The sequence below is a fragment of the Streptomyces sp. NPDC018693 genome (genome assembly GCF_044391385.1).
GTDB lineage: Bacteria > Actinomycetota > Actinomycetes > Streptomycetales > Streptomycetaceae > Streptomyces.
Window position 1 is genome coordinate 256,524 of record NZ_JBIRZZ010000003.1, and the last position, 23,279, is coordinate 279,802.

Below are 23,279 nucleotides of genomic sequence, written 5' to 3' on the forward strand. Positions count from 1 at the left end.
CTCCTTAACTACTGGCGCGCAGCCGGCGCGAGATGACGTAGTTGATGATCCCGATGACGATGAGGATCAGGAACATCGTCCAGGCGATCGCCGACGCCCGGCCCAGGTGCTGGTTCACCCAGCCCTGCTCGTAGAGGTACAGGCCCAGCGTCTGGAACTGGTGCTCGGCGCCGCCCGACGCGCCCTTGTTCGCGTCGAACAGCAGCGGCTCGCCGAAGACCTGGCTGGCGCCGATCGTCGAGACGACCGCGGTGAACAGGATCGTCGGCCGCAGCGACGGCAGCGTGACATGGATGAACTGCTGCCAGCGGCTGGCCCCGTCGAGCGCCGCGGACTCGTACAGGTCCTGCGGGATCGCCTGCATCGCCGCCAGGTAGATCAGCGCGTTGTAGCCGGTCCAGCGCCAGATGATGATCGACGAGACCGCGATCTGCGAGGGCCACTTGTCGTTCTGCCAGTCGACCGGGTCGATCCCGACGGCGTCCAGCGCCCAGTTGATCATGCCGTAGTCGCGCCCGAAGAGCAGCACGAAGACGAGCGAGGCGGCCGCGATCGAGGTGGCGTACGGCGCCAGCATCACGACCCGGTAGAAGGTCGAGGCGCGCAGCTTGTAGTTGAGGATGTGCGCGATGCCCATCGCCATCAGCAGCTGCGGCACGGTCGAGATGATGCCGATGGTGAGGGTGTTGCGCGCCGCGTTCCAGAAGAAGTCGTCGTCGAAGATGCGCGTGTAGTTGCGCATCCCGACCCAGTTCATGTCGGTCGGCGCGGTCAGCTCCACCTGGTGCAGCGACGCCCAGCCCGTGTAGATCAGCGGGAACAGGCCGAAGGCGAGGAACAGCAGGAAGAACGGCGAGACGAAGGCGTACGGGCTCCAGCGCATGTCGCGCTGCCAGCGGCGGGACAGCCTCGCCCGGCGCCGCTTGTCCGCCTCGGTGGGCGGTGCTCCCGGCTCCGGGCGGGCCGGGGCCGCGCCCCCCTCCTCGGCGGGGGGCGCGGCGGTGTGGTGGCGGGTGGCCATACGGGTCACTTGTCCAGGTTGTTGTCGATGGTCTTGGTCGCCGTGTCCCAAGCCTCCTTCGGCGACTTGCCCTTCGTCACGAGGATGACGCCGTTGTCGGTCAGGCCCTGCTGGATGATCTGGTCCTTCGGGCCGATCACCTGCACCGGGGCGTCCTTGGCGGCCGCGGCGAAGACCTCGCCGATCGGGGAGTCACCGGTCATCTCGTTGGTCGCGCCGGTCACCTCGGGCATGGTGTACGCGGCCGGGGTGCTCGGGAAGCTGCCCTGCACCTTGAACAGCTTGGCCTGCTGCTCCGGCGCGGTCAGCCAGGCCACGAACTTCTGCGCCGCCTCGACGTTCTTGCCGCTCTTCGGGACGGCCAGGAAGGAACCGCCCCAGTTGCCGCCCTTGGGCGCGGTGGCCACCTCCCACTTGCCGGCCGACTCGGGCTTCGACTTGCCCTTGATCGTGCCGAGCATCCACGGCGGGCAGGCCACGGTGGCGAACTTGCTGTTGGCGATCGTCTGGTCCCACGACGGCTGGAACTGCGTCTGCGACTGGACCAGGCCCTCCTGCGCGGCCTTCGCGGTCAGGTCGAAGGCGGCCTTCACGGCCGGGTTCGTCTTGTAGATGATCTCGCCGGAGGCGTCGTAGAACTTCTCCTTCTCACTGCTGAGGATGGCGTTGATCAGACCGCCGGGGGAGTCCATGAAGAAGGTGCCCTTGGGCCCCTTCTCCTTGTACTGCCGGCCGACCTCGACGAACTTGTTCCAGTCGCCCGCCCACAGCTTGGAGACCTCTTCGCGGTCGGTGGGCAGACCGGCCTGCTGGAAGAGGTCCTTGCGGTAGCACAGGGCCATCGGGCCGACGTCGGTGCCCAGGCCGATGGTCTGGCCGTCCTTGGTCGTGGCCTGTTCCCACTTCCACTCCAGCCAGTTGCTCTTGTTCACGCCCGAAACCTTGGACATGTCCGTGAGCTTGTCGGCCTGGGTGGCGACGACCTCGGCGATGTTGCCGACCTCGACGGCCTGGATGTCCATCAGACCGCTGTTGGTGGTGAGGTGGTTCAGGAGCGCCGGGTAGTAGTTCTCGTTCCGCTCGATGACGTTCTCGGCGATCTTGATGTCGGGGTTGAGCTTCTCGTACTCGGCGTAGAGGCCGGCTTCCTTGAAGCCCATCGTGCCGAAAAGACCCAGCGTGATCGTGGTCTTGCCGCCGCCGCCGGACGACGAACCGCCGTTGTCGTCGTCGCCGCCGTCGTCGGCACAGCCGGCCAGCAACCCGGCGCCGAGCGACGCGACGGCCGCCAGGACGACCACCCTGCGGGTGGTTCGGGTACGTGCTCGCATTGCGTCCTCCTGTTGCCCTGACGTGCCGACCCCCCGGCCAACTGCATTGTTGGGCCCGTTAGTTCTGCGCTGCGGCTCGGGCGGGGAACGTGCGGGATGTGTATGTGTCAGGTACCGTGGGAGCGCTCCCACAAGTGATGTGTTGAAGAGTCGTCGGTTCCGGCGGGGGTGTCAAGGGTGGGGGCGCGGAAGGATGTGTTCAGTTATCGGCCTGTTAGCTAACTCCACGGGGTGAGAGCGGACAGGGTCTGGGCGGAGGGACATTTCACCCAGTTCAGCACAATTACCTCGTCCGGCGTACGAGCAAGAGGCCCGGTCGCCTGGACGGACAGGACTGTTAGATTCCAGGCCAGCGATACAGAGCGGCGGAAGGGCGGAGCCCATGTCAAGCCACGGAGCGCGGGGCCGGAGTGGCGGTCGGCCGACCCTGGAAGAGGTCGCCGCACGCGCCGGCGTCGGCCGGGGCACGGTCTCCCGGGTGATCAACGGCTCCCCGCGGGTCAGCGACGCGACACGCGCGGCGGTGGAGGCGGCGGTCGCGGAACTGGGCTACGTCCCCAACACGGCGGCCCGCGCCCTGGCCGCCAACCGCACGGACGCGATCGCGCTGGTGGTGCCGGAGCCGGAGACCCGCTTCTTCGCGGAGCCCTACTTCTCGGACATGCTGCGAGGCGTCGGCGCCGAACTCTCCGACACGGAGATGCAGCTCCTGCTGATCTTCGCGGGCAACGACCGCGAACGCCGCCGCCTGGCCCAGTACCTGGCCGCCCACCGGGTCGACGGCGTCCTGCTGGTCTCGGTCCACGCCGACGACCCGCTGCCCGACCTGCTCTCCCAGCTGGAGATCCCCGCGGTGATCAGCGGTCCCCGCTCGGCCGCGGAGACCCTCCCCTCGGTCGACTCCGACAACTACGGCGGCGGCCGCTCGGCGGTGGAGCACCTGCTGGGCAGGGGCCGCACCCGCATCGCGCACATCACCGGCCGTCTCGACGTGTACGGCGCCCAGCGCCGCGTCGACGGCTACCGCGACGCGCTGCGCGACGCGGGCCACGAGGTGGAGGAGAGCCTGATCGAGCCGGGCGACTTCACCGAGGAGGGCGGCCACGAGGCGATGACCCGCCTGCTGTCCCGCCACCCCGACCTCGACGCGGTCTTCGCCGGCTCCGACGTCATGGCGGCCGGCGCCCGCCAGGCACTGCGCGAGGCCGGCCGGGTCATCCCCGACGACGTCGCCCTGGTCGGCTACGACGACTCCGCCATCGCCCGCCACATGGACCCACCCCTCACCAGCGTCCGCCAGCCCATCGAGGACATGGGCCGCCGCATGCTCGACCTCCTCCTCACCGAGATCGCGGACCGCCGCCCGGCGGTCTCCCGTGGCCTGGAGCGCCGCCAGGTGATGGTGGCCACGGAACTGGTGGCGCGGGCGTCGTCGTAGGGGTGTTCCCCGAGGGAGCCGTCCGTGCAGGTGCCCGGGGCACCCCATCCGGGGTGCTGCGGGTGTTGCTGGTTCATGTGAGAGGTGAGAAACGCAATCAGCCGGTGATCTCGGGAGGAGATCACCGGCTGAATGGTGAGGGTGAGTGACGGGACTCGAACCCGCGGCATCCTGGACCACAACCAGGTGCTCTACCAGCTGAGCTACACCCACCATGACCGGCGGTTGACGTTGTCGTTTCCCCGACCGGCCGAGAAAAAGTGTACAGGGTCCGAAGGGGTGCTCGCGCACGGCTTTCGCGGGGACCGTGCGTGAGCCCGGGTTACCCGTGCTGAGCAGGCAGGACGTGCTTGGCGGCGATCGCCTTCGCGGTGTCCGAGTCCGGGCCGGGCTGCGGTACGAAGACGGCCTCGCGGTAGTAGCGCAGTTCCGCGATGGACTCGCGGATGTCGGCGAGGGCGCGGTGGTTGCCGTTCTTCTCCGGGCTGTTGAAGTAGGCCCGGGGGTACCAGCGGCGGGCCAGCTCCTTGATCGACGACACGTCGACGATGCGGTAGTGGAGGTACTCCTCGACCTTCGGCATGTCGCGCAGGAGGAAGCCGCGGTCGGTGCCGACCGAGTTGCCGCACAGGGGGGCCTTGCCGGGTTCCTTCACGTGTTCCCGTACGTAGGCCAGGACCTGTTCCTCGGCGTCCTCGAGCGTGGTGCCGTTCGGCAGCTCGGCGAGCAGGCCGGACGCGGTGTGCATCTGGCGTACCACCTCCGGCATCGTCTCCAGGGCGGCGTCCGGCGGGCGGATGACGATGTCCACGCCCTCGCCGAGGATGTTCAGCTCGGAGTCGGTGACGAGGGCGGCCACCTCGATGAGCGCGTCGTCGGACAGCGAGAGGCCGGTCATCTCGCAGTCGATCCACACCATGCGATCGTTCATGCGACCACCCTAAAGCTGGCGTCCGCTTTTGGGTGCCCTGCGTGGGGGCTGGGCTCGCTGGGGGCTCCGCCCCCAGACCCCCGGCCTTTGCCCACCCGCCACCCGTTTCCAGTGGGTGAAGAGGTGAGGCAAAGAAGAAAGCCGGGCGAATGTGATGGCCGGGGTGGAAGTGCCCCACCCCGGCCAACTCACTTCGTCACGCCCCGCTGCGCTGCCCCGGCAGCCCCACTCGGGCCGCGTACGGCTCCCGCGCGTGGTCCGCCGACAGGCCCGCCGCCGAGCCGACGGCGCTCGCGGCCGCGGCGGTGCGGCGGGTCTGCATCGGGACCGGGGGGTCCGGGTGGTGCAGACCGGGGGCCGTGCCGATCGTGGACGTGGTCGACGCGGACGCGGTTGGTGCCGAGGACAGCGGCGGGGGCGCCGGCTCGCTCTCCAGGCGTTCGCCCTGCGGCCGGCGCGCCCGGTACGCCGCCCGGTAGGCGGCCGGGGACGAGCCCAGCTGTCGGCGGAAGTGGCCGCGCAGGGCCACCGGGGAGCGGAAGCCGCAGCGGCCCGCCACCTCGTCCACCGAGTAGTCCGATGTCTCCAGCAGGCGCTGCGCCTGGAGGACCCGCTGGGTGATCAGCCACTGCAGCGGGGCACTGCCCGTGAGCGACCGGAACCTGCGGTCGAAGGTGCGGCGGCTCATGTACGCGCGCGCGGCCAGCGTCTCCACGTCGAACTGTTCGTGGAGGTGTTCCAGCGCCCAGGCGACGACCTCGGCCAGCGGGTCGGCGCCGATCTCCTCTGGTAAAGACCTGTCGAGGTAGCGCTCCTGGCCACCCGACCGGCGCGGCGGGACCACCAGGCGCCGGGCCAGCGCGCCCGCGGCCTCGTTGCCGTGGTCCGTCCGCACAATATGGAGACAGAGATCGATTCCGGCCGCCGTACCCGCCGATGTCAGCACGTCTCCGTCGTCGACGAAGAGCTCCCTGGGATCCACGTGCACCGACGGATAGCGTTTCGCCAGCGTCGGTGCGTACATCCAGTGGGTGGTCGCGGGCCGGCCGTCCAGCAGTCCCGCCGCCGCGAGGACGAAGGCGCCGGTGCACAGTCCCACTATGCGGGCGCCCTCCTCATGGGCTCGGCGCAGTGCGTCGAGCGCCTCCTCCGGCGGCGGGGACGTTATCGACCGCCAGGCAGGCACGACGACCGTGCCCGCCCGGGAGATCGCCTCCAGGCCGTGTGGTGCGGTCAGTTCCAGGCCCCCTGTGGTCCGCAGCGGGCCGTCCTCGCCGCCGCACACCAGTAGTCGGTAGCGCGGCACGCCGGCGTCCTGGCGGTCTATCCCGAACACCGACAGCGGAATGGAACTCTCGAAGATGGGGCCGCCGCTGAACAGCAGCACCGCGACGATCTCCTTGCGGCGGCGCCCGGAGAGCTTCCGGGTCGCGGCTTCCGGCGCGGCAGTGGAGTCGTGGCTCATCCTGCTAAGCCCCCCTCGGTGGTCGCGGCTCCTCGGTTGTGTGGCTCCTGCACGTTTCCCCTCGGTCCTGCACGAGTCCCCCGCCGTAGACAGTCAAGATCGAATCTACTGTGTCGCGTCGTGCCGGGGTGACCAGGTTCGCCACCCGGCACATTGTCGACATGGCAACTTGGCGTGAAGCATTCGATCACGAAGCGTTGCACTCGTGGGTCGTGCAGGGAAGTGCGCCTCGTGGCAGTGGCCGATCCGCGTAGGGTGCGCAGCGTCCCTGTGACCCTTTCCGTGCAGGTCAAACGGGGTGAGGGGGGTGGTGGGCGGCCCTGATACAGGGAGGCGCGAAGTTGGCTGAAAAGATACGGGCACGTGCGCGAAAACCGGTCAGCCGACCGGTGTGTTTTCCCCAGTGTGACGTGCGCCTCGACGGGAGCCCGTCCCGGTGCGGTGACGCAGGCCCCCAGGGGGCGCCTGCGACGCGTGTTCCTCGGAGAGCAGCCGGGCCGCGCCCCGCTCCGACTGCCGCAGCAGCACCCTGCACACTGCGGTGACCGCCGCGAGACCGAGCGCGGTGCCGGCCGCGCCCGCCAGGGAGGTGCCGCACCAGAGCAGGACCACCGGAACCAGCACACAGCTGAAGGCCGCCCAGCGGATGAGGTCGGTCACCTTCTCGTCGCTGGGGGCTGTCTCGGTCTCGGTACGGCGTGCTGCGGGCATGACGGGCTCCTGGCGTTCGGTCACCTGGTTCAACGCCCGTTCGATCACTCGGTCACTGCGTCGGCCACGGCCGGTGCGTGAATTCCGGATGTGAATGCTGTGCGAACCGCCTGTACGGGGCAGCGACCGTTGCGTTACGGGCGGACCCTCGTGCATGCTCCCTGGAACCCCGCGCACGGTGTGCGGGGCGCCCCCACAGCCCGTGCGGGATCTGGGCGGAGGAGGGAGTGCCGCCGTACCCTTGGGGGTATGGGGTTGGGAAGATGATTCCCGGACACAGCTCCGCCGCTCACTGTTGTCCCACCCACGAGGATCCGAACGCCGAGACAATCATGGCCGGTCACGAATTCTTCGAACCCGCGGACCGCAAGCGGCCCGTCGCCGACCCGACGGCGGCCGAGCCCCTGGCGGCGGAAGAGACACGCCCCAGTTGCGATCCCGCCTTCAAGCACGGTGTCGTCGTCGGCTTCGACGGCTCCACCTCCAGTGAGCGCGCCCTCGCCTACGCCATCGGCATGGCGAACCGTTCCGGCTCCGGCCTGATCATCGTGCATGTGGCGAACCGGCTGCCCACCACGGTCTGGGCCGGCTGTGAGCCGCCCGTCTTCGTGGATGTGCCGGACCACCGCACCGAGGTGCTGGGGCTGGAGTTGGCCTGTGCGGACTACCTGGCCGAGGTGCCCTGGATCCTCGTCGAGCGCGGCGGTGACATCTGCCACGAGCTGGAGGAGGTCGGCCGCGAGTACGAGGCCGACGCGATCGTCGTCGGCTCGACGCACGGCATCGTGGGGCGGATTTTCGGTTCCGTCGCCGGGCGGCTCGCCAAGCGCGCCAAGCGGCCGGTCGTTGTCATTCCGTAACTCCCCCTTTTCCCTGGTGAGATGAGCCGTGGGAAGCGGCAACTCCCTTGTGCGACCGGGTAAATCTACTCGCGCGTAGAGGTGTTTGTGCCCTTGTGAAGGGCATATACCGGTCACCGCGACAACTGCACATGCATGAAGGGAGCCCGCCGTGGACAACGACGTCTCTGCGGGAAGCACCACCACGATCGCCGGCCGACTCGCCCTCGGCGTCACCCTGTTGGCCTTCGGCCTCGGCAACACCGCCGTGATCGACGGCGTGACGGCGGCGGACGCCGTATCCATCGCCCACTACATCGGCGGCGTCGCGCTGTTCGTCGCCGGCCTGTTCGCCTTCCGTGACCGCGACGCGGGTACGGGTACGGCCTACGCGGCGCTCGGTGCCTTCTGGTTCACCTGGGCCGTGTCGGCCGGCAGCCAGGTCTCCGACAACGCGGCCGGGCTGTTCCTGCTGCTGTTCGCCCTCGTGGCGCTCTCCCTGACCGCGGCGGGCGGGGACCAACTGACGCGGGGTACCTACGGGTTGTTCCTGGTCGCGCTGGTGCTGATGGCGGTCTCGCGCTTCGCCGACGCGGACGCCCTTGGCGAGGCGGGCGGTTGGTTCGCGGTCGCGGCTGGTGCGGTCGCCTGGTACTCGGCGACCGCGGCTCTCGCGCACTGGCCCACCGCGCTGCCGAAGCGGGCTGCCGGTCGGGGTGTGACGGCCGCCGGCTGAATGGCAGCGGACCCCCGCGTGATGGGTGGCATCACGTGGGGGTCCGTTCTGTGGTCTTGCCTCTGCGGGCGCGTTGTGGTTGCTCGCGCCCACGCGGCGGAGCCGCACGTCGATACAGCCCCGCGCCCCTAAAGGGCCGACTACTCGACCGTGACCGACTTGGCGAGGTTCCTCGGCTTGTCGATGTCCCTGCCCAGGGACTTGGCCGTGTAGTACGCCAGGAGCTGCAGCGGGATGCCCATCAGGATCGGGTCGAGTTCGTCCTCGTTCTTCGGGACGACGATCGTGCGGTCGGCCTTCTCCTGGTTCTGGTGGGCCACGGCGAGGATCTGGCCCTGGCGGGCCTTGATCTCCTCCAGGGCGGCGCGGTTCTTCTCCAGGAGGTCGTCGTCGGGGACGATGGCGACCGTCGGGAGGGCGGGCTCGATGAGGGCCAGCGGGCCGTGCTTGAGCTCGGAGGCGGGGTACGCCTCGGCGTGGATGTAGGAGACCTCCTTGAGCTTCAGGGAAGCCTCACGGGCCACCGGGTAGCCCCGGACACGGCCGATGAAGAGCATCGAGCGGGCCTCGGCGAACTCCTCGGCCAGCTTCTCGATCTCCGCCTCGCCCTCCATGATCTCGGCGATCTGGCCGGGCAGCTTGCGCAGACCCTCGATGATCCGCTTGCCGTCGCGGACCGAGAGGTCGCGGGTGCGGCCCAGGTGCAGGGCGAGCAGGGCGAAGGCCACGCAGGTGTTGGTGAAGCACTTGGTGGAGACCACGCAGACCTCGGGGCCGGCGTGCACGTAGATGCCGCCGTCTGCCTCGCGGGCGATCGCCGAGCCGACCACGTTGACCACGCCCAGCACCCGGGCGCCCTTGCGCTTCAGCTCCTGGACGGCCGCCAGCACGTCGTACGTCTCACCGGACTGCGAGACGGCGATGTAGAGCGTGTCGGGGTCGACCACGGCGTTGCGGTAGCGGAACTCGGAGGCCGGCTCGGCGTCGGCGGGGATCCGGGCCAGCTCCTCGATCATCTGGGCGCCGATCATGCCCGCGTGGTACGAGGTGCCGCAGCCGAGGATCTTCACACGGCGGATCTGGCGCGCCTCGCGCGCGTCCAGGTTGAGGCCGCCGAGGTGCACGGTGGAGAAGCGGTCGTCGATGCGGCCGCGCAGCACGCGGTCCACGGCGTCGGCCTGCTCGTGGATCTCCTTGTGCATGTAGGTGTCGTGGCCGCCCATGTCGTAGGAGGCGGCCTCCCACTCGACGGTGGTGGGCTCGGCGGTGGTCCGGGTGCCCTCCGTGGTGTAGGTGCGGAAGTCGTCGGCCTTGAGGGTGGCCATCTCGCCGTCGTCCAGCGTCACTATCTGCCGGGTGTGGGCGACCAGGGCGGCGATGTCCGAGGCGACGAACATCTCCTTCTCGCCGATGCCGAGGACGACCGGCGAGCCGTTGCGGGCGACGACGATCCGGTCGGGGAAGTCGGCGTGCATCACCGCGATGCCGTAGGTGCCCTCGACCACGTGCAGGGCCTGGCGGACCTTGTCCTCCAGCTTCTCGGCCTGCGAGCGGGCGATGAGGTGGGTGAGGACCTCGGTGTCGGTCTCGGAGAGGAACTCGACGCCGTCCGCCTCCAGCTTGCGGCGCAGGTCGGAGGCGTTGTCGATGATGCCGTTGTGGACGACGGCGACCTTGCTGTCGGCCGACATGTGCGGGTGGGCGTTCACGTCGGAGGGGGCGCCGTGGGTGGCCCAGCGGGTGTGGGCGATACCGGTGGTGCCCTTGAAGCGGGCCGGGACCTTGGCTTCCAGGTCGCGCACGCGGCCCTTGGCCTTGACCATCTTCAGGCCCGCCGACTTCGGGGAGCTGACGACGATGCCGGCCGAGTCGTAGCCGCGGTACTCCAGGCGCTGCAGGCCCTCCAGGAGCAGCGGGGCGACGTCACGCTTCCCGATGTATCCGACGATTCCGCACATGTATGGGTATTCCTAGCCGTAGACGATGCGGCGCAGCTGCCGGAGGGTGAGCTCCGGCGGTGCCACCGCCCGGTATCTGAGGTCCGCCTCGATCCGTTCGAAGATCTCCGCGTTGACCAGGCCCTGGGCCTGGAGTTCGCGGTGGCGGCGACGGACGTATTCCTCGGTCGTCTCGTCGAAGTACGCGAGCACGTCCTGTACCACCCGCAGCGCCTCGCCCCTGTTCAGGGGCGTGGTACGCGTCAGATGATCAACAAGTTCGTCGTGCACCCGGTAGATCCTGGAGTAGCGGAGTGACTTTCGCAAGAATCTTGCCCGATTTCGGGCAGGGGGGCCAGAGCGGCCCTAGAGCCGCCTGAGGATGGCCTGCTTGGCGAGGGTGAACTCCTCGTCGGTCAGGATGCCCGAGAGATGTAGTTCGCCCAGTTCGCGCAGGCGGCGCAGCAGGGCGTCGGGGTCGTCGCCGGACGGGGCGGCGGCGGTCTGCGGCTCCGGTCGGGCGGGCGGCGCGGCGGGGTGCGGCAGCCGGGCCTGCACCGCCGCGGCGACCAGGGCCATCAGCGGGTCCTTCTTGAAGCCCCACAGCTCGACGGCGTGCGGGTCGTACTTCGGCGGGGCCTTGGTGGCCGCGCCCCGCACGGTGAGGCGGAGCCAGCCGTTCTCCAGGCCGACCGACGGATGCCACTCCACGCCCGTGATGTCGGCGAGGGCGACACTGCGGGCGCCGGCGGCCGCCTTGGCGTCCTCCGTCTTCCAGTTCCACTCCAGGCGCACGCGCTCGCCGTCGAAGCCGGCGGTGCCGTCCCCGGCGGAGACGGTCAGCGGGAGGGCGGGGCCGGGCAGCAGGTACTCACGCACCGGGTCGGAGGGCACCTGGTCGAGGAGCAGCGCGCCCCGCACCTCGTCCACGAAGTACTCGGCGACGCCGTACCGGTCGGAGTCGACGACCAGCTGGTACGGGTCGTGGGGCTCGGTGAGGCGGCCCCCGGTGGCCAGCAGCAGGGGGTCGGCGCCCTCCCGCAGCCGCAGCCTCAGCCGCCCGTTCTTCTTGCCCTGCTCCAACGACACCGCCGCCAGCGCGCCCAGGGGGACGACCAGTTCGCCCAGCTCCCTGCGCAGCAGCCCGACGCTCTTGTCCCGTCCCGGGGTCAGCCGTAACGCGTCACCGTCGAAGACCCACGTGCCGTCCTTCTGGATGATTTCCGCCATGAGGGGATTGTTCCAAAGAGGCCGCCCCGGTAAAGCCGGTGGGTGCCCGCGAGGACCGTACTCGGGGGCGCCCACCGGTGGGACCGGCAGCCTGATGACGGGTCAGAGCCCGGCGATCGGGTTCCGCAGGGTGCCGATCAGCTGGAGGGCGCCGGACGGGTCCGTCAGGTCCACCATCTGCCTGTTGTCGCGCAGCTGGAGCCGGTTGAGGCAGGACAGGGCGAACTCGGGCGCGAACATGTCGTACTGGCGGAACTTGTCGGCCAGTTCGGGCGTCGCCTCCTGGTACTCCCGGGTGACCTCGGCGACCGTGCGCCAGAAGTCGTCCTCCCGGAGGACCCCCTCGGCGGCCAGGGCGGCGGCCAGGAAGCGGAAGAAGCAGTCGAAGACGTCCGTGAAGACGGACAGCAGCTTCGTGTCCTCGGGCACCTCGACGCGGATCCGCGCGACTTCGGGCGGCAGTACCGCGTGCGGGTCCATCACCGCGATCTCCTCGGCGATGTCCTTGTAGATCGCCCGCCGCACGACCCCGTCCTTCAGCACCAGGATCGTGTTCTCGCCGTGCGGCATGAAGGCCAGGTTGTAGGCGTAGAAGGAGTGCAGCAGCGGGGTGTAGTACGCCTGGAGGTAGGCGCGCAGCCAGGCCGTCGGGGCCAGGCCCGACCGCTCGATCAGGGCGCCTGCCACCGACCGGCCCTCGTGGTCGACATGGACCAGGGCGGCCATGGTGGCGAGCTGCTCGCCGTCCTCCAGGGACGGCACGGGGCTCTCCCGCCACAGCGCGGCCAGCATCTTCCGGTACGGCGAGTAGCGGTCCGTGGCCGCCTCGTACTCCAGGTGCCGGTAGCCGACGGCGGCCCGCTCCCGGATGATCGACAGCCCGGTCGACTTCAGCACCGGATCGTTCTCGATCAGCCCGGCCAGCCAGTCGTTGATCGCCGGGGTCGCCTCCATGTAGGCGGCCGACAGCCCGCGCATGAAGCCCATGTTGAGGACGGACAGGGCCGTCTTGACGTAGTGCTTCTCGGGATGCGACCGGTTGAAGAAGGTACGGATGGACTGCTGGGCCAGGTACTCGTCGTCGCCCTCGCCCAGGCAGACCAGGTTCCGGCGGGCGACCTCGGCGGCGAAGGTGACCGTCAGCTTGTTCCACCACTGCCAGGGGTGGACGGGGATGAGGAAGTAGTCGGCGGGGTCCAGGCCCTGGCCGGTCAGCTGCCGCTCGAACCGCTCGACCGTCGCCTCGCCCAGCTCCTGCCGTACGAAGGACGCGTACTCGATGCCGGCACCGGCCGTGAACGCGGCCCGGGAGCGGTGCGCGGCCAGCCAGACCAGGCGGACCGGGGTCGCCGTCTCGGGGGCGTACGACAGATACTCGTGGACGCCGAATCCCAGCCGCCCGTTGTTGGCGACGAAGCACGGGTGGCCCTCGGTCATCCCGGTCTCGATGGCCTGGAACCCGGCGTCGATCAGCTCGGCCGAGGTGATCTGCGGCTTGGTGAGCTTGTAGCAGGTGCCGGCCAGGGTGGAGGAGATCTCCTCCAGGTAGACCGGCAGGATCTCGTCGCTCAGGCCCAGCGACCGCTTCAGCTCGATGAAGAAGTCCAGGGCGGCGAGCGGGAGTTCGGCGCCCTCGCGGCTACGGCTGATGGAGTCGGCGTCCACCTGCCAGTGGTCCAGGGCCCGGCGTACGGCGGTGAAGCGGTACGCGGTGAGCCCGTCGTCGCTGCGGACGACGTACCCGTTCCCGCCCTCCGGCTCCGGCGTGATCAGCCGCTCGTGCGCGAACTCGGCGAGCGCCTTGCGGATCAGGAGGCGGTTGGCCAGGGCCCAGCGGTGGGGGGACAGATGCGCCACGGCGTCGGACGGGGTCATGCTGCTACTCCTCGGGCGGCCAGGAAGTCCTCACGCGTGCAGAAGCTCAGCAGCGCGCGCTTCTCCGGCTTGTCGATCTCACGGACGGGCACGAACCCGACGGCCTCGTTGAGCGCGTGCACCGCCTTGTTGCCGACGTCCGGCTCCACGACGACCCGGCGGGTGCGCGGGTCGGCGAACAGCTCGTCCATCACGGCGGTGATGACGGCCCGGGTGAAGCCGTGGATCGGCCGGTCGGTGGGGGCGACCAGGAAGTGCATGCCGACATCGCCGGGCTCGGGGTCGTACAGGCCGACCAGTTCGACGTACCGGGGGTCGTACCGCTCCATCAGGAAGGCCGGTTCGCCGTCGTGCAGGCCCAGGTGGGCGTGGTGGTGCTCATGGGCGGCGATGCGCATGTACTCGCGCTCGACGTCCTGGAGTTTCGCGTCCTGCATCATCCAGAAGGCCGCCTTGGGGTGGGTGACCCAGGTGTGCAGCAGCTCGGCGTCCTCGAGGGGGTCGAGGGGGCGGATGCTCAGCGTGCCGATGCCGCTCATACGGCGAACTCCTGGAAGGCGATGGTCTTCTCGACCGGGTAGTACTCGCTGCCGAGCAGCTCGCGGATGATGTACGCGTTCCGGTAGGGGCCCATGCCCAGGTCGGGGCTGGTGATGCTGTGGGTGTGGACGCCGGCGTTCTGCAGGAAGACGCCGCGGCCGGTGACGTCGATGGCGTAGTTGCGGCCGACGTCGAAGCGGCCGTGGGAGTCGCGGACGAGGCGGTCGTGGATCGGGGCGAGGAACTCCGGCTCGGCGTAGTGGTAGCCGGTGGCCAGGACCAGGCCCTCGGTGGTGATCTCGAAGTCCTTGCCCTGCTCGTCCTGGCGGAAGCCGAGGGTGTACGCGCCGTGCTCGTGACGGGCTGTGCTCAGCGTGGAGTTGGTGAGCAGACGGGTCGGCACCGGGCGGTCGCCGCTCTCCACGTTCTTCTGGTAGAGCAGATCGAAGATGGAGTCGATCAGATCCGAGTTGATGCCCTTGAACAGGCCCTTGTGCTGCTTCTCCAGCCGGTAGCGGGTCTCCTCGGGCAGCGCGCGGAAGTAGTCGATGTAGTCCGGGGACGTCATCTCCAGCGTCAGCTTGGTGTATTCGAGGGGGAAGAAGCGCGGGGAGCGGGTGACCCAGTTGAGCTGGTAGCCGTGGGCGTCGATCTCGGAGAGCAGCTCGTAGTAGATCTCGGCGGCGCTCTGCCCGCTGCCGACGACCGTGATCGACTTCTTCTGCTGGAGTTCCGCCTTGCGGTGCATGTAGTCGGCGGTGTGCAGCAGGTCGCCGCCGAGGTCCCGGCAGGGCTCGGGCAGGAACGGCACGGTGCCGGTGCCGAGGACCAGGTGGCGGGCGCGGAACCGGTCACCGGCCGTGGTCTTCACGACGTACAGATCGTCCTCGTACGTCACCTCGGTGACCGTCGTGTCGAAGCGGATGCCGCTCAGCTTGCCGGCGGCCCAGCGGCAGTAGTCGTCGTACTCGACGCGCAGCGGGTAGAAGTTCTCGCGGATGTAGAACGAGTACAGCCGGCCCTTCTCCTTCAGGTAGTTGAGGAAGGAGTACGGCGATGTCGGGTCGGCCAGGGTGACCAGGTCGGACATGAACGGCGTCTGGAGGTGGGCGCCGTCGAGGAACATGCCGGCGTGCCACTCGAAGTCGGGCTTGGACTCCAGGAAGACGCCGTCCAGTTCGGCGATGGGCTCGGTGAGGCAGGCCAGGCCGAGGTTGAAGGGGCCGAGCCCGATGCCCACGAAATCGTAGGTCTTGGTGTCAGGAAGCGCGGTCAAGGGACTCTCCCAGGTACTGCTCGGCGTGGCCGGCGATCAGGTCGAGGACGGCGGCGATGTCGGACGCCTTCGTCTCGGGGTTGAGCAGGGTGAACTTCAGGTAGTGGCGGCCGTCGACCTTGGTGCCCGCGACGATCGCGTCACCGGAGGCGAACAGGGCCTTGCGGGCGTGGAGGTTGGCGCGGTCGATCTCGGCCGGGTCGGTGACGGCGGCCGGGATGTGGCGGAAGACGAGGGTGGACAGGCTCGGCTCGACGACCACGTCGAAGCGGGGGTCGGCGGCGAGCAGCCGCCAGCCCTCGACGGCCAGGTCGCACACCTCGTCGAAGAGCTGCCCGATGCCGTCGGCGCCCATCACGCGCAGGGTCATCCACAGCTTGAGCGCGTCGAAGCGGCGGGTGGTCTGCAGGGACTTGTCCACCTGGTTGGGGATACGTTCCTGCACCATGCGGCGCGGGTTGAGGTACTCGGCGTGGTAGGTGGCGTGGCGGAGGGTGGAGGCGTCCCTCACCAGCACGGCGGACGAACTCACCGGCTGGAAGAAGGACTTGTGGTAGTCGACGGTGACGGAGTCGGCGCGCTCGATGCCGTCGATGCGGTGGCGGTACTTGACGCTGGCGAGCAGTCCGCAGCCGTACGCGGCGTCCACGTGCATCCAGGTGCCGTACTGGTCGCACAGCTCGGCGATCTCGGGCAGCGGGTCGATGGAGCCGAAGTCGGTGGTGCCGGCGGTGGCGACGACGGCCATGGGGACGAGGCCGTCCTGCTTGCAGCGCTCCAGCTCGCGGGCGAGGGCGACGGTCTGCATGCGCTTGTCGCCGTCGACGGGGAGGGAGACCACGGCGTCGGCGCTCAGGCCCAGCAGTTTCGCGGACTTCTTCACGCTGAAGTGGCTGACCTCGGAGGCGAAGATCCGCAGTTTGGCCGGCTCGTTCGTCTTTGCCTCCTCACGGGCGAGGAGGAGCGCCTGGAGGTTGGACTGGGAGCCGCCGGAGGTGAACACGCCGTCGGCGGCCGGGCCGAGGCCGATGCGGGCGGTCGTCCAGTCGATGAGCTTGCGCTCGATGAGGGTGCCGCCGGCCGACTGGTCCCAGGTGTCCAGGGAGGAGTTGACGGCGGAGAGGACCGCCTCGCCGAGCACGGCCGGTATGACCACCGGGCAGTTGAGATGGGCGAGGTAGCGCGGGTGGTGGAAGTAGATCGCGTCCCGGAGGTAGACGTCCTCCAGTTCGTCGAGGGCCGCGGTGGTGTCGTGCAGCGGCTTGTCGAGGTCGATCGCGTCGATGACGGGGGCGAGGGCGTCGACCGTGACGCCGGTGAACGGACGGTCGGTGGCGGCGAGTTTGGCGGCCACCCGCTCGACGCCCTCGGTCACGGAGCGGCGGTACCGCTCCGCGGTCGTGTCATTGAGCAGGTGCGAGCGCATGGTGGGGGTCCTCCGGGGGTGGGGACGGGTCCGCTGCGGACGGACTCAGGGGTGGCGGAACCTCAGGTTCAACTCAGGTTAGCCTAACCTAAGTTCCTGTGATCGGGGCGGTCCTCACCCGTGACCGTGATCACGTGGGGCGGCGAGCGGGCCTACTCGCCCTGCTCGCGCAGCTGTTCCTCGGTCAGGCCCTGCCGCCAGTACCCGACGAAGGTGACCCGGCGCCGGTCGATCCCGCGCTCCCCGACGAAGTGCCGGCGCAGCGCCTTGACGGAACTCGACTCACCGGCGATCCAGACGTACGGGTGCTGGGCGGCGGGGAGTCGGGCGTCGCGGATGGGGTCGAGGGCCATGGCGGCGGGGGTACCGACGAGCCAGGTGACCTCGGTGTCCGCCGGAGTCTCCAGCTCCAGGACGTCCCCGGCGTCGCGGACCTCGATCCAGGCGCGCACGGGCGTCCCGTCCGGCAGCGCTTCGAGGACGGCCGCGATGGCGGGCAGCGCGGTCTCGTCCCCCCACAACAACACCAGGTCCGTGTCCTCGGGCGGCCGGAACCGAATGGCCCGGTTGTCCGCGACGGCCGGCCCGAGCAGCACCACCCGGTCCCCGGCACCGGCCCGCGCCGCCCACGCGGAGGCGTGCCCGGCGGGCTCGTGCAGCACGAAGTCGATGTCGATCTCATCGGGTTCGCGGCGCAGGCCGCGCAGGGTGTACGACCGCATGACGGCCCGCTCGTCATCGGGCAACTCCCGCCACGCCTGCCACCACCCCTCCCCGAGCTCGTGGGGGATCCGCGGCTCGGCCTGCCCCGGGTGCGGCAGGAACAACGACAGCGACTGGTCCCACCCGTCGGAGAAGAAGTACCGAAGATCCTCCCCGCCGAAGGTGACCCGCACGAGAGACGGCCCGAGCCGCCGAGTCCGCACGACGTGCAGCGAGAAGAACCGGAAGGGGTTTTCGACGGCGGTGGTCATACAGAGGGCTCCATGAAATGCAGGGCAAGGTGAGCTAGGGGCGCGGGGAACTGCGCGATCAGCCGATGACGGACCCGCAGTCGCCCCGTGCCAGACACCAAAACGGCGCTACGCGACCTTCTTCGCGTTCTCCAGCGCCTCCGCGAGGTTCTCCAGCAGCGGCACACACTTCGCGTACGAGAGAATCGGCTCGGGCGACCGAGCGATGACCTGCCCCGCCTTGACGGCAGGCAACTGCTTCCACGTCGCCTCGGTGATCGCCGAAGGCTGGATCGTCGACGACCGGTCGTCCATCATGATGATGTCCGCCGGGTACTTGTCGACGTTCTCCCAGCTCAGCGACTCGTACCAGCCGCCGCCCTCCGCCTTCGCGCTCTCCGGCGGCTCGACGAAGTTCACGCCGAGGGCCTTGAAGTACTCCAGGTCGATGGAGAGGTTGGTGCCGGAGACGTAGAACAGCTCGGCGCTCGCGGACCCGGCCATCACCTTGATGTCGGGCTTGGCCTTGGCGGCGGCACGCAGCCGGGTGGCGGCGGTCTCGAACCGCTTCTTCGCGTCGGCGACCTTCGCGGCCGTCATGTCGGCGCCCAGCGACTCCGCGAGCTCCCACATCCGCTCCAGCGGCGCGGTGAGCTGACGGTCGTACACGGAGACGGCGACGCTCGGGGCGAGCTTGGCGATCTTGTCCTTGGACGTCTCGGGGACGTACCAGAGGGTGCCGGCGTTGTCGAACATCGTGGAGATGAGGACGTCGGGCTGGAGGGCCGCGTACTTCTCCACGTTGAACTCGTCCCAGACGTTGCCGATGACCTCGACCTTGGAGATGTCCATGTCGCCGGCCTGGACATCGGCCTTGCCGTCGGACGTCCTGGTCGGGCCGAAGACGCCCTTGACCTGGATGCCGTAGTCGTAGAGCGCGGCGCCGACACCGGTGAACGCCACGATGTTCGCGGGGGTCTTGTCCAGCTTCACGGTCGTGCCGCGGTCGTCCTGGAAGGTCCAGGGGCCGGACTTGGCGGACGCGGACGCGGACTCCGTCGACTCCGAGCCACCGCTTTTCGCGTCGTCGTCCCCGCAGGCTGCGAGCACGGCACCGAGGCCGAGGGCGCCGCCGGCGGCGAGGATGCCGCGGCGGGTGAGGTGGGTGGCTCTGGCGTTCGACATGAGTATGGCTGCTTTCGGACGTGCGGATCACCGCCGGACAAGTCGAAGGTAGGTTAGCCTAACCTCAGATCTTGTCCAGAGGGTGGTGGATCACACCGCCTTGGGCAGAGGGGTGGGGGCTCAGTCCGCAGTCGGTTCAGGCCACCCGGCCTGCCTGATTCAACTCCCGTGCATTCGCGGCGAGTTCGCATCGCCCGACAGGGGTGGCCGTCCGAGGGACCGGCAGCCGCCCGACCGCGCCGCAGGCTCAGCCCGCCAGCCCCAACTCCCTGGCGATCAGCATCCGCTGTACCTCGCTCGTGCCCTCGCCGATCTCCAGGATCTTGGAGTCGCGCCACATGCGGGCCACCGGGTACTCGTTCATGAAGCCGTAGCCGCCGTGGATCTGGGTGGCGTCGCGGGCGTTGTCGACGGCGATCGTCGACGAGTACAGCTTGGCCAGGGCGGCCTCCTTCTTGAAGGCGTCGCCGGAGACCAGGCGGGCGGCCGCGTCGCGCCAGGCCAGGCGGGCCGTGTGGGCCTTCATCTCCATGTCGGCGATCTTGAACTGGATGGCCTGGTTGGCGCCGATGGGACGGCCGAAGGCGTGACGTTCCTTCGCGTACTTCACCGACTCGTCGACACAGCCCTGCGCCAGACCCGTCGCCAGGGCGGCGATGGCGATGCGGCCCTCGTCCAGGATGCGCAGGAACTGGGCGTAGCCGCGGCCCTCCTCGCCCAGCAGGTTCGCCGCCGGGACCCGGACGTCGTCGAAGGACAGCTCACGCGTGTCCGAGGCGTTCCAGCCGACCTTCGAGTACGGCGCCGCTACCGTGAAGCCGGGCGTGCCCGACGGGACGATGATCGCCGAGATCAGCGGCCTGCCGTCGGGCTTGCGGCCGGTGACCGCGGTGACCGTGACCAGGCCCGTGATGTCCGTGCCCGAGTTGGTGATGAAGCACTTGGTGCCGTTGATCACCCATTCGTCGGTGTCCGGGTCGAGGCGGGCCGTGGTCCGTGTGGCGCCCGCGTCGGAGCCGCCGTCCGGCTCGGTGAGGCCGAACGCGCCGAGCGTCTCGCCCGAGCACAGACGCGGCAGCCACTGCCGCTTCTGCTCCTCGGTGCCGAAGAGGTGGATCGGCATCGCACCCAGCGACACCCCCGCCTCCAGCGTGATCGCGACCGACGAGTCCACCCGGGCCAGTTCCTCCAGCGCCACGCCCAGCGCCAGGTAGTCGCCGCCCATACCGCCGTACTCCTCCGGGAAGGGCAGCCCGAACAGGCCCATACGGCCCATCTCACGGACGATCTCGTACGGGAACTCGTGCCGCTCGTAGAAATCTCCGATCTTGGGCGCCACCACGTCGTGCGCGAACTGCTCGACCGTACGGCGCAGTTCCTCGAGTTCGGGGGAGAGTCGGAAGTCCATGCGGATCACTGGTCCTTGTGGGAGAGAGCGCGGACGGTTCGGGACGGGCTGGGTCGGCCCAGGTGTTCGGCCAGCCACGCGCTGGTGGCGGTGAGCCGGCCGAGGTCGACTCCGGTGTCGATGCCGAGGCCCTGAAGCATCCACACGAGGTCCTCGGTGGCAAGGTTGCCGGTGGCGGACCGGGCGTACGGGCAGCCGCCCAGGCCGCCCGCGGAGGCGTCGACGGTGGTGACGCCGTGCTGGAGCGCCGCATGGGTGTTGGCCAGCGCCTGGCCGTAGGTGTCGTGGAAGTGGACGCCGATGACGTCGGTCGGCACGCCCTCCTCGTTGAGCGCGGACAGCAGCGCGCGGACATGGCCGGGCGTGGCGACGCCGATGGTGTCGCCCAGGCTCAGCTCGTGGCACCCCATGTCCCTCAGGAACCGGCAGACCCGCACCACCTGGGGGAGCGGGACCGCGCCCTCCCAGGGGTCGCCGAAGCACATGGAGACATAGCCGCGGACGTGCAGCCCCTCCGCCCTGGCGCGCTCCGCGACCGGGCCGAGCACCGCCAGCGACTCCTCCAGTGTCCGGTTGAGGTTGGCCTTCGCGAACGACTCGGTGGCGCTGGCGAAGACGGCGATCCGGCGCGCGCCGAGCGCCAGGGCGCGGTCCAGGCCGCGGTGGTTGGGCACGAGGACGGGCAGGTGCACGTCCTCCAGATCGCCGAGGAGTCGGAACAGCCGGTCGGAGTCGGCGAGTTGGGGCACCCAGTCGGGGTGGACGAAACTCGTCGCCTCGATCGTGGTCAGACCCGCGTCGGCGAGGCGGTGGATGAACTCCGCCTTGATCTCGGTCGGTACGGCCGTCTTCTCGTTCTGCAGGCCGTCGCGCGCGCCCACCTCGTGGATCCGCACCCGCGCGGGCAGGTCCGGGGCCGGGACGACCATGGGGAGCCCTGTCATGCCTCCACCTCCGCGTGCGGTGCGAGCACGGCGAGCACCTGGTCCATGGCGACCGTGGTGCCGGGGCTCACGTCCAGCTCGGTGACCGTGCCGGCGTGCGGGGCGGAGATGACGTGCTCCATCTTCATCGCCTCCACCACCAGCAGGCTCTGCCCGGCGGCCACCTCGTCACCGACCGCGACCTTCACGACGGTGACCGTGCCGGGCATCGGCGCGGTGAGCGAGTCGGCACCGGTGTGCGCGGCGCGGCTCAGCGACGCCTCGACGGGGTCGTGGTCCCGCACCTGCCAGGCGTCGCCGTCGCGGCCCAGCCAGGTGCCGTCCGGCAGCGCGGCGACGGTGTGCGAGACGCCGTCGAGCCTGAAGACGAACCGGTCCTCGGCCCCACGCCGTGGGGGCGGGCCGCCGGCCGCCCGGAGGGGCTGGTCCGTGCCGGGCGGCAGCAATTCCGTCCCGCCGTCCGGCGTGCTGCGCATGTGCACGGTGACCGGCTCATGACCCGGTACCCGCAGGTGGTGCGGCGTCCAGGCCCGCTCACCGCCCAGGCGCCAGCCGTCCGTGGCGGCGAACGGGTCGACCCAGCCGGTGCTCCCGCCGGCGCCGGACGTTTCGGCGCGGGCGGGGCCGAGCGCCGTGTGGCGCAGCAGGGCCGCCGCCGCGTAGATCTCCGACGGCACCTCGGTGAGGACCAGCCCCTCCACCTCCCGCTCGACGAGCCCCGTGTCCAGCTCGCCCGCGACGACCGCCGGATGGGCCAGCAGCCGGCGCAGGAACCCGGCGTTCGTCTGCACGCCCAGCGTGACCGTCTCCGCGAGGGCGGCGCGGAGCCGGCGCAGGGCCGTCGGCCGGTCGGGGCCGTAGGCGATCACCTTGGAGAGCATCGGGTCGTACAGGCTGCCGACCTCGGTGCCCTCGCTGAGCCCGGAGTCGGTGCGGACGCCGTCGCCCTGCGGCTCCCGGAGCCTGAGGACCGTGCCGCCGGACGGCAGGAAGCCCCGTGCGGGGTCCTCGGCGCAGACACGGGCCTCCACGGCGTGCCCGGTCAGCCGGATGTCGTCCTGCGCGAACCCCAGCCGCTCACCCGCCGCGACCCGCAGCTGCCACTCCACCAGGTCCAGGCCGGTGACCAGTTCGGTGACCGGGTGTTCCACCTGGAGGCGGGTGTTCATCTCCATGAAGTAGTACGAGGAGGGGTCCCCGCCCGGCACGATGAACTCCACCGTGCCCGCGCCCCGGTAGCCGCAGGAGCGGGCCGCCTGGACGGCCGCCTCGCCCATCGCCGCGCGCGTCGCCTCGTCGAGGAGCACGCTCGGCGCCTCCTCGATGATCTTCTGGTGGCGGCGCTGGAGGGAGCACTCGCGCTCGCCCAGGTGGACGACGCCCCCGTGGCCGTCGGCCAGGACCTGGATCTCGATGTGCCGGGGCCGGTCGATCCACCGCTCGACGAGGAGCGTGTCGTCGCCGAAGGAGGCGCGGGCCTCGCGGCGCGCGGCGGCGATCTCCTCCTCCAGGACGCTCATGTCCCGCACCAGGCGCATGCCCTTGCCGCCGCCGCCCGCGCTCGGCTTCAGCAGCACGGGTGCCCCCAGCTCGCGGGCCGCCTCGGCCAGCTCCGGATCGCGTCCGCCGGGCACCACCGGCACACCGGCGGCCCGTACGGTCTCCTTGGCGCGGATCTTGTCGCCCATCAGCGCGATGGCGTCGGCGGGCGGCCCGATGAACACCAGGCCCGCCTCCTCGCACGCGCGCGCGAAGCCGGCGTTCTCGGCGAGGAATCCGTACCCGGGGTGGATCGCCTGGGCGCCGGTGCGCCGGGCCGCCTCCAGGAGCCGCTCGGCGGACAGATAGCTCTCGGCGGCCGGCGCCGGACCGATCCGTACCGCCGTGTCGGCCTCCCGGACGTGCCGGGCGTCGGCGTCCGCGTCGGAGAACACGGCGACCGAGCGGACGCCCATCGACCGCAGCGTGCGGATGACACGGACGGCGATCTCACCCCGGTTGGCCACCAGGACGGTGTCGAACATGGACGCTCC

The 23,279-nt window shown here is 70.0% G+C and carries 20 protein-coding genes and 1 tRNA gene; 3 read left to right on the top strand and 18 right to left on the bottom strand.

Annotation, left to right across the window (positions count from 1 at the left end; genetic code table 11):
- Nucleotides 1-4: 4 nt before the first annotated feature.
- A complete protein-coding gene (locus tag ACH5AC_RS09550; RefSeq protein ID WP_398861623.1) occupies nucleotides 5-1,021 on the bottom strand; it encodes a carbohydrate ABC transporter permease in 1,017 nt (338 codons plus the stop codon).
- Nucleotides 1,022-1,026: 5 nt separating this feature from the next.
- The gene (locus tag ACH5AC_RS09555) at nucleotides 1,027-2,352 is read right to left on the bottom strand and encodes an ABC transporter substrate-binding protein (RefSeq protein WP_398861157.1); all 1,326 of its coding nucleotides are present in this window, start codon (nucleotides 2,350-2,352) and stop codon (nucleotides 1,027-1,029) included.
- Nucleotides 2,353-2,734: 382 nt separating this feature from the next.
- Here ACH5AC_RS09555 and ACH5AC_RS09560 point away from each other — a divergent pair, with 382 nt between their 5' ends.
- Nucleotides 2,735-3,790 (top strand): LacI family DNA-binding transcriptional regulator, encoded by a 1,056-nt coding sequence (locus ACH5AC_RS09560; RefSeq protein WP_398861158.1) that lies wholly within the window; start codon nucleotides 2,735-2,737, stop codon nucleotides 3,788-3,790.
- Nucleotides 3,791-3,930: 140 nt separating this feature from the next.
- Here the strand turns inward: ACH5AC_RS09560 and ACH5AC_RS09565 are convergent.
- From ACH5AC_RS09565 to ACH5AC_RS09580, 4 genes are all read right to left on the bottom strand, one after another.
- Nucleotides 3,931-4,003: transfer RNA gene (locus ACH5AC_RS09565), tRNA-His, on the bottom strand.
- A 109-nt stretch (nucleotides 4,004-4,112) separates the two neighbouring features.
- On the bottom strand, nucleotides 4,113-4,721 hold the full coding sequence (gene orn, locus ACH5AC_RS09570; protein WP_398861159.1) for an oligoribonuclease: 609 nt from the start codon (nucleotides 4,719-4,721) through the stop codon (nucleotides 4,113-4,115).
- Between the two features lie 196 nt (nucleotides 4,722-4,917).
- On the bottom strand, nucleotides 4,918-6,186 hold the full coding sequence (locus ACH5AC_RS09575; protein ID WP_398861160.1) for a helix-turn-helix domain-containing protein: 1,269 nt from the start codon (nucleotides 6,184-6,186) through the stop codon (nucleotides 4,918-4,920).
- 378 nt (nucleotides 6,187-6,564) lie between these two features.
- Nucleotides 6,565-6,897, bottom strand: coding sequence for a hypothetical protein (locus tag ACH5AC_RS09580; protein WP_398861161.1), 333 nt, complete (start codon nucleotides 6,895-6,897; stop codon nucleotides 6,565-6,567).
- A 332-nt stretch (nucleotides 6,898-7,229) separates the two neighbouring features.
- On the opposite strand from ACH5AC_RS09580, the gene ACH5AC_RS09585 reads away from it, so the two are divergent.
- A complete protein-coding gene (locus tag ACH5AC_RS09585; RefSeq protein ID WP_398861162.1) occupies nucleotides 7,230-7,757 on the top strand; it encodes a universal stress protein in 528 nt (175 codons plus the stop codon).
- Nucleotides 7,758-7,908: 151 nt separating this feature from the next.
- Complete coding sequence (locus ACH5AC_RS09590) at nucleotides 7,909-8,472, top strand: GPR1/FUN34/YaaH family transporter (RefSeq protein WP_398861163.1); 564 nt, start codon at nucleotides 7,909-7,911, stop codon at nucleotides 8,470-8,472.
- 140 nt (nucleotides 8,473-8,612) lie between these two features.
- On the opposite strand, the gene glmS is transcribed toward ACH5AC_RS09590, so the two are convergent.
- The 12 genes from glmS to ACH5AC_RS09650 form a co-directional block, all read right to left on the bottom strand.
- Entirely contained in the window at nucleotides 8,613-10,430 is a 1,818-nt protein-coding gene (gene glmS / locus ACH5AC_RS09595) for a glutamine--fructose-6-phosphate transaminase (isomerizing) (RefSeq protein ID WP_398861164.1), read from the bottom strand.
- 12 nt (nucleotides 10,431-10,442) lie between these two features.
- Nucleotides 10,443-10,700 (bottom strand): hypothetical protein, encoded by a 258-nt coding sequence (locus tag ACH5AC_RS09600; protein WP_398861624.1) that lies wholly within the window; start codon nucleotides 10,698-10,700, stop codon nucleotides 10,443-10,445.
- A 75-nt stretch (nucleotides 10,701-10,775) separates the two neighbouring features.
- Nucleotides 10,776-11,639, bottom strand: a complete 864-nt coding sequence (locus ACH5AC_RS09605; protein ID WP_398861165.1) for a DUF4429 domain-containing protein — start codon at nucleotides 11,637-11,639, stop codon at nucleotides 10,776-10,778.
- 102 nt (nucleotides 11,640-11,741) lie between these two features.
- Complete coding sequence (locus tag ACH5AC_RS09610) at nucleotides 11,742-13,514, bottom strand: IucA/IucC family protein (protein WP_398861166.1); 1,773 nt, start codon at nucleotides 13,512-13,514, stop codon at nucleotides 11,742-11,744.
- Nucleotides 13,511-14,053, bottom strand: a complete 543-nt coding sequence (locus tag ACH5AC_RS09615; RefSeq protein ID WP_398861167.1) for a GNAT family N-acetyltransferase — start codon at nucleotides 14,051-14,053, stop codon at nucleotides 13,511-13,513. The genes ACH5AC_RS09610 and ACH5AC_RS09615 overlap by 4 nt, the downstream gene beginning before the upstream one ends.
- Entirely contained in the window at nucleotides 14,050-15,330 is a 1,281-nt protein-coding gene (locus ACH5AC_RS09620; RefSeq protein ID WP_398861168.1) for a lysine N(6)-hydroxylase/L-ornithine N(5)-oxygenase family protein, read from the bottom strand. Before ACH5AC_RS09620 ends, ACH5AC_RS09615 begins: the two co-directional genes overlap by 4 nt.
- On the bottom strand, nucleotides 15,314-16,756 hold the full coding sequence (gene desA, locus ACH5AC_RS09625; RefSeq protein ID WP_398861169.1) for a lysine decarboxylase DesA: 1,443 nt from the start codon (nucleotides 16,754-16,756) through the stop codon (nucleotides 15,314-15,316). Before desA ends, ACH5AC_RS09620 begins: the two co-directional genes overlap by 17 nt.
- Nucleotides 16,757-16,908: 152 nt before the next feature.
- Nucleotides 16,909-17,730: a siderophore-interacting protein gene (locus ACH5AC_RS09630; RefSeq protein ID WP_398861170.1), complete on the bottom strand. Its 822-nt coding sequence runs from the start codon at nucleotides 17,728-17,730 to the stop codon at nucleotides 16,909-16,911.
- Between the two features lie 108 nt (nucleotides 17,731-17,838).
- Entirely contained in the window at nucleotides 17,839-18,894 is a 1,056-nt protein-coding gene (locus tag ACH5AC_RS09635; RefSeq protein WP_398861171.1) for an ABC transporter substrate-binding protein, read from the bottom strand.
- 247 nt (nucleotides 18,895-19,141) lie between these two features.
- The gene (locus ACH5AC_RS09640; protein ID WP_398861172.1) at nucleotides 19,142-20,302 is read right to left on the bottom strand and encodes an acyl-CoA dehydrogenase family protein; all 1,161 of its coding nucleotides are present in this window, start codon (nucleotides 20,300-20,302) and stop codon (nucleotides 19,142-19,144) included.
- 5 nt (nucleotides 20,303-20,307) lie between these two features.
- Nucleotides 20,308-21,246, bottom strand: a complete 939-nt coding sequence (locus ACH5AC_RS09645) for a hydroxymethylglutaryl-CoA lyase (protein WP_398861173.1) — start codon at nucleotides 21,244-21,246, stop codon at nucleotides 20,308-20,310.
- On the bottom strand, nucleotides 21,243-23,270 hold the full coding sequence (locus tag ACH5AC_RS09650) for a biotin carboxylase N-terminal domain-containing protein (RefSeq protein WP_398861174.1): 2,028 nt from the start codon (nucleotides 23,268-23,270) through the stop codon (nucleotides 21,243-21,245). Before ACH5AC_RS09650 ends, ACH5AC_RS09645 begins: the two co-directional genes overlap by 4 nt.
- Between the last annotated feature and the right edge of the window lie 9 nt (nucleotides 23,271-23,279).